The organism is Sandarakinorhabdus sp., assembly GCF_040398645.1.
In the GTDB taxonomy this organism is placed as follows: Bacteria; Pseudomonadota; Alphaproteobacteria; order Sphingomonadales; family Sphingomonadaceae; genus Sandarakinorhabdus.
The window spans coordinates 1,928-7,068 of record NZ_JBBATR010000084.1 but is presented as its reverse complement, the minus strand read 5'-3'; the positions used below and the strand labels follow the sequence as shown (position 1 = coordinate 7,068).

Below are 5,141 nucleotides of genomic sequence, written 5' to 3'. Positions count from 1 at the left end.
CGGCCGCGCAGGCTGGCCCGGCAGCGCGCATCGCCAAGTTCGGCGCGGCATTCCGGTGAAGACACCTCCACGGCGCTGGCTGCCAGCGCCGACCCTGGCCCCAACAATTCGGCCGTAAAGCCGGCATCCGCACCCTCGCCAACCGCCACATCACCCAGCGTGCCGGTGGCAAGCCGGTGGCGACCGCCGGCAGGATGGCGCCAATCGACCAGAAACACCTCCAGCCGCGCACTGTCCCAGCGGCCAGCCAGCAAATCCGCTGACGTCAAAGCGCCAGCTGACAGGGCCCCGGTCACCTCCATATCGTCCGCTTCCATGCCGTCACCAAGCACCACAGCCGACGCCGACATGCCCGGCCGCGCCAGGTGCAGCAGACCATCAACCATGAGCGCGCTGTCATGGCTGGTGAAGCCAAGCGCAGCACCGTCACGGCGCAGCAGCCGCCAGCACAGCGCCAGATGGGTGAGATCGGCAGCAAGATCGGGCGTACTCATCGGCATCAATCCTCACGCAGTTCGATGAGTGGCACGCCCGGCAATTCCCCCGCCCGCCAACCGGCAATCGACACCGACAGCCGATCGCTGGCAAAGCGCACCGGCACGTCAAAACGATAGCCTGCCGTGACGCTGGCACCGGCCGGCGGCGGCACGGAAAAATCAATCAGGCCGCCGGGTGACAGCGTCCAGCCCGCCGGCTGGGCTGCGCCAGCAACGGCGACCACCACTGTTTCGGGCCACGCCCGGGTGATGCGGCGGCGTTGCGGCGGATCGCCGCCCAGCCCGTCATCGCCATAATGCTTGACCAGCGCAAAGCGGGTGGTGGTGCCATCGCCAATGCCCAGCGTCTGATCGGTGGCAGCGGGTTCATTGCCGTCAACCGCCGAGCTACTGTCGAGCGGGTCCAGAAAGCGAAATCCGTGCGCCTGCCCGCGCCGCGCCCGGAAAAATGCCAGCAGCTGCGCCAGATCGGCTTCGGACCTGACACCCAGGCCGGCATCATATTCCAGCCGCGCATCGGCCCATTCGGCATTGCGCTGCTCCGCGCCCGACCCAGTGACCACCACCTGCGTGGAAAAGGCCGGGCCGCCGGCTGCCCCAAAGCCCAGCGACAGCGGAAAGCGCACATCATGAAATGCCGGCATATCTTCGTCTCCCTTGTCATCACCGTCCAGGGCAAAGGGCGTAAACCCGTCCCGCGCCGCCTGCGGCCACGCCCAGACAAAGACGTCGGCCACACCGCGCGCCTGCGCCGCCGCTGCGGCATCGGCGATCAGCGGCCAGTGCGCCGCTGCATCGGCTGCGTTCAGCACAAAACCCGCCAGATAATGCTGCTGCGCCAGCGGGTAATTCAGCCGGGCTGCCACCTCCGCGCGCGCATTGGCCTGCCCGGCCTGGTTGGCGCCGGTCACGAAGCTATAATCCTCCAGCTGCAACACATCGAAGGCCGGATGCGCCCACGCCGCCGGCAGATTGGCCCGGGCCAGATCAGGACGATCCGCCAGCAACACCTGCGGCCCGTAAAACAGCAGGTGGCTGCGCATTGCCGGCGCAGCGCCGCGCGCCGCGGCCACCATGCCAGCAGTGGCATCGGCCAATCGCACGCCGCACCAATCCAGATAGGCTTGCTCGGCTGGCGATTTGTCGCCGCGGATATCGGCAATCATCGGTGCCGATTGGCCGGTTTGCGCCTGCCAGCTCGCCGTGGTTGCCGCATCATACAGGCACGGGCGATGGTTTGGTCCCACCCACCACCACGGCTCCCCCACCTGAAACGCCGGTGCGACGCCGGCGGCCAGCGCCAGCGTCATTGCCGCAGCTGACACGGATTGCAGCCAGGCCTGCGCCGCCGGATGACACGGCGACAGCAGCGCGGACGGCGGCACCCAGCCGGTCAGCCCGATCGCGCCGTCACTGCTGCGCTGCGCCCAATCCGCCGGGCAATGCGCCGCAAACAACTCCATCGACAGCGACAGGATCGGCGCAAAGCCCAGCGCCGCTGCCCGGCTCAGGAAATCGGCGTGCCACGCCGCAGCCGGCCCACAAAATGCCCGCTGCCGATCAACCAGATAGCTGCCATCAGCGGCGGGCAGCAGCGCCATGAAATGGCTCATCCCCAGATAATGGGTGATGGCGCCGCGCCAACCGAGCAGCAGCGCCTGTTCCAGGATGCGTTCCGGCGACTGGTTGTACAAATCGTCATAGGCCGTGCACAGCCGCCAATCATGCGGCGGCAGCGATGGCCGGCCAGCGGCCAGCACAGCGCCGTCCCCGTCCAGTTCCAACGTCGTCAGCCGCACCTGCCCGCGCGCCACGGCCGGCAACGGCGCATCGCTGCCATCATGGCCAGGCGGCACCAGGCTGAAAAACAGCCGGTCAATATCGCCGGCCCACACCGGATCAGCCTCACCGGGGAGCAGAAAGCCGCCCGCCAGGGCATCGAAATCCAGCGTGATCTCCGCGTCGGTGGGCAGGCCGACGGCATAATTCCACAGCCGCACATACCAGGTGCGCGGCGCGCCGGCGGCATCGCGGCCTTCGATGGTCAGCACCGGGCCGTTTACCTCATCCAACGGCAGCACATCGCCGCTCGATTGCCAGCGAAGCCGCCACAGCAGCCCGCGATAATCGCGCCGCGTTTCCAGCGCACACAGCGAATGGCTCCAGCGGTCCTCTGATTCCCAGATCAAGCCCGCCAGATCGGACCGGCGCTGAAATTCCAGCGACACGGCCACGGTTTCCGGCCCTTCGGTGACCACGCTGGCCATCATCGGGCGCGGAAAATCCACCAGCCACCAGCGCGGATCAAAGCGGCGCACATGCCGAACTGCCCCGGTCGTCGGGCTATCTTGCGGCCCGGCCAGCCACCAGCGCATCATGGCCGCGACCGATCGAGCGTGCGCGCCACCGCGCGGGCGACCTGATTGCCGGTTTGCTGCATGATGGCCGGGCTGGCACCCTGCGGCATGGCGACATTGACGGTGATCGACACCGGCCGCCCGCCTTTGCTATTGGCCTCGACCCGGCCCGCAGCGGTGGGCACAAACAATTCCGGGCCGCGTTCGCCCACCATATAGGCGCGGCCCGCACTGACCGGCCCACCTGTCGCCCGCCCCGGTGCACCCAGCAGCCCGCCAAGCAAGCCGCCCAGCAAGCCGCCGCCACCACTCCCGCCGCCGCCAAAAATCCCGCCCAGATCCAGCCGCAGCGCCTGCTGCGCAATATCGCCCAGCGCCGACACCGCGATGCGCCGCAGATCATCAAAGCCCAGTTTGCCATCCGCCAACGCCCGGCCCAGCGAGCGTTGCAGCCCGGCACCGGCGCGGTCGATGCCAGCCGCCAGCGGGCCATCAATGCTGCGCTGCACCTCCGACACGCCGGCCAGAAAGCCGCCGGTATCGGCCCGCAATTTGATCACCAGGTCATCGATCCGGTCATCGCTGCCACCATCAAGCATCGGGATATGCCTCCATCAGGGCTGCCAGTTTTTGCGTGTCGGCCGGGCCTGCCGCGGGCGCCGCATCAAGCCCCAGCGCGGTGATCAGCTCAGCCGGGGTTGCCGCCCAGAACTCGGCCGGCCGCCAGCCCAGCCCGGCGGCAGCGATATGCGCCGCCTGCCGCGCGGCAGCCGCAAACATCATGTTCCAGCCAATATCTGGCCAAGCAGCACCCGCAGCGCCGGCGCAGCATTGGCCAGCCCGCCGGCCACCAGTGCCTCGGCAAAGGCGCCGCGCTCCATCGGCTGGGCCAGGCAATGCCACAGCAGCGCCGCCATTTCGGCCAGAGTCAATTGCCCGGTGGCGGCGCGTTCACACAAGGCAAACAACGGCCCAAGCTCGGCTTCGGCGGCCACCAGCGCGGCAAAGCTGGGCCGCAGCAGCACCGGCTGGCCGTTGATGATCAGCTCGGCCTCGCCGCGCACCGGATTGGCGATCATGCCGACACCACCGGGCCGCTGCTTTCCAGCGCGAGGCTGTAGGTGCGTTCGCCATTGAAATCGCCGGCATAATCCAGCCGGCCGATCTGAAAGCGCCCGGTGATGGTTTCGCCGCTTTCAAATTGCACCTGATAATCATCGATGGCGCCGCCCAAGGCGCTGGCCTTGATGCGGGCTTCGGCGGCGCCGCCGGTGAACACCCCCGACCCCGACAGGGAGACCGATCGCACCCCAGCCCCCGACAACAGCTCGCGCCAGCCGCCCGAACCCTGGTTGGTCACCACCACGCTTTCGGTGTTCAGCGTCAATTGCGTCGTGCGCAGCCCGGCCACCGTGATGAACGCCAGCGGCGCCAACCCATTGCCAACCTTGAGCAGGAAGGCAGCACCTTTTTCCATTGCCATGATCACGGCTCCTATTGTTGATGGGTGAACAGTCGCATTTCGATGCTGCCCGGCCGCCAGCCGGCATCAGGCCCCGCCACGCCGGCGCGCAGCATCTGCACCAGCACGATGCGGTGCCCGCCGTGCACGCCGGACAGCGCCCGCAACCGGGCCTGCGCTGCTGAAACCAGCCCGCGCAGCCGGGCCGCGCCGGGTTGATCATCCCAGATCGTCACCACCAGCCGCACGGCATGGCCAATCTCGGTCTTGGTGCTCCAATCGGTCACCAGATCGGGGCCAATCACGGCATAAGGCGCGGCGGCATCGCTGGGCGGGCCATCATAAACGCCGGTCAGGCCCGGCAGATCAATCAGCGCTGCCACCACAGCCGCTTGCACGGCGACATTGATGCTCATCACCGGCCTCCATCGTTGCTATCGGGCCACAGCAGATCGGCATCGGGCAGCGCCGTCCGGCTGCCCCGCCGCCGCCGCGCAAGGCCGCGCCCGCGCAGCTGCACGCGGCCCTGATCGGCGGTCACCTCGCCAACGTCCTGCCACTGCTGCGCCAATCGGGCCGCCATTCGCTGCACCGCCAGCGCAGCCAGACGCGCGCCGCGCTGCCGCAACTGCTTGGCCAAATTCGCCGTGTTCATACCGACCGGCCTTCGCACAGCAGCGTCGCCAGCCCCGGCAGCGCCGGATCACGCAGCACCGCCAGCACCGCCAGCACCTGGCCGCGCCAGCGCAGCCGCATCTGCAGATCAAGATCATCACGGTCGCGCAGCAGCACCCGCCAGCGCCGCATGCTGCGCGCGGCCTCACC

8 protein-coding genes are annotated in these 5,141 nt (G+C 68.4%); all 8 read right to left on the bottom strand.

The genetic code is table 11. The features are described from left to right. On the bottom strand, positions 1-494 hold a 494-nt coding region (locus ABWP50_RS12855; protein WP_353218384.1), incomplete at its 3' end, for a phage/gene transfer agent baseplate hub protein. Positions 495-499: 5 nt separating this feature from the next. Continuing rightward, a complete protein-coding gene (locus ABWP50_RS12850; protein ID WP_502951065.1) occupies positions 500-2,872 on the bottom strand; it encodes a phage distal tail protein, Rcc01695 family in 2,373 nt (790 codons plus the stop codon). After that, positions 2,872-3,414, bottom strand: a complete 543-nt coding sequence (locus tag ABWP50_RS12845) for a tail tape measure protein (protein WP_353218382.1) — start codon at positions 3,412-3,414, stop codon at positions 2,872-2,874. The genes ABWP50_RS12850 and ABWP50_RS12845 overlap by 1 nt, the downstream gene beginning before the upstream one ends. A gap of 31 nt (positions 3,415-3,445) precedes the next feature. Next, a complete protein-coding gene (locus ABWP50_RS12840; RefSeq protein ID WP_353218381.1) occupies positions 3,446-3,637 on the bottom strand; it encodes a phage tail assembly chaperone in 192 nt (63 codons plus the stop codon). Further along, positions 3,634-3,933 carry a GTA-gp10 family protein gene (locus tag ABWP50_RS12835; RefSeq protein ID WP_353218380.1) on the bottom strand — a complete coding sequence of 100 codons (300 nt, stop codon included), beginning with the start codon at positions 3,931-3,933 and terminating at the stop codon, positions 3,634-3,636. The genes ABWP50_RS12840 and ABWP50_RS12835 overlap by 4 nt, the downstream gene beginning before the upstream one ends. Continuing rightward, positions 3,930-4,337, bottom strand: a complete 408-nt coding sequence (locus tag ABWP50_RS12830) for a phage major tail protein, TP901-1 family (protein WP_353218379.1) — start codon at positions 4,335-4,337, stop codon at positions 3,930-3,932. Before ABWP50_RS12830 ends, ABWP50_RS12835 begins: the two co-directional genes overlap by 4 nt. An 11-nt stretch (positions 4,338-4,348) precedes the next feature. Next, entirely contained in the window at positions 4,349-4,732 is a 384-nt protein-coding gene (locus ABWP50_RS12825) for a DUF3168 domain-containing protein (RefSeq protein WP_353218378.1), read from the bottom strand. Beyond that, positions 4,732-4,971: a hypothetical protein gene (locus ABWP50_RS12820; protein WP_353218377.1), complete on the bottom strand. Its 240-nt coding sequence runs from the start codon at positions 4,969-4,971 to the stop codon at positions 4,732-4,734. Before ABWP50_RS12820 ends, ABWP50_RS12825 begins: the two co-directional genes overlap by 1 nt. Between the last annotated feature and the right edge of the window lie 170 nt (positions 4,972-5,141).

Coding starts and splice junctions, on each gene's coding strand:
- ABWP50_RS12850 (WP_502951065.1), bottom strand. CDS start 2,872: ATGCGCTGGTGGCTGGCCGGGCCGCAAGATAGCCCGACGACCGGGGCA.
- ABWP50_RS12840 (WP_353218381.1), bottom strand. CDS start 3,637: ATGATGTTTGCGGCTGCCGCGCGGCAGGCGGCGCATATCGCTGCCGCC.
- ABWP50_RS12835 (WP_353218380.1), bottom strand. CDS start 3,933: ATGATCGCCAATCCGGTGCGCGGCGAGGCCGAGCTGATCATCAACGGC.
- ABWP50_RS12830 (WP_353218379.1), bottom strand. CDS start 4,337: ATGGCAATGGAAAAAGGTGCTGCCTTCCTGCTCAAGGTTGGCAATGGG.
- ABWP50_RS12825 (WP_353218378.1), bottom strand. CDS start 4,732: ATGAGCATCAATGTCGCCGTGCAAGCGGCTGTGGTGGCAGCGCTGATT.
- ABWP50_RS12820 (WP_353218377.1), bottom strand. CDS start 4,971: ATGAACACGGCGAATTTGGCCAAGCAGTTGCGGCAGCGCGGCGCGCGT.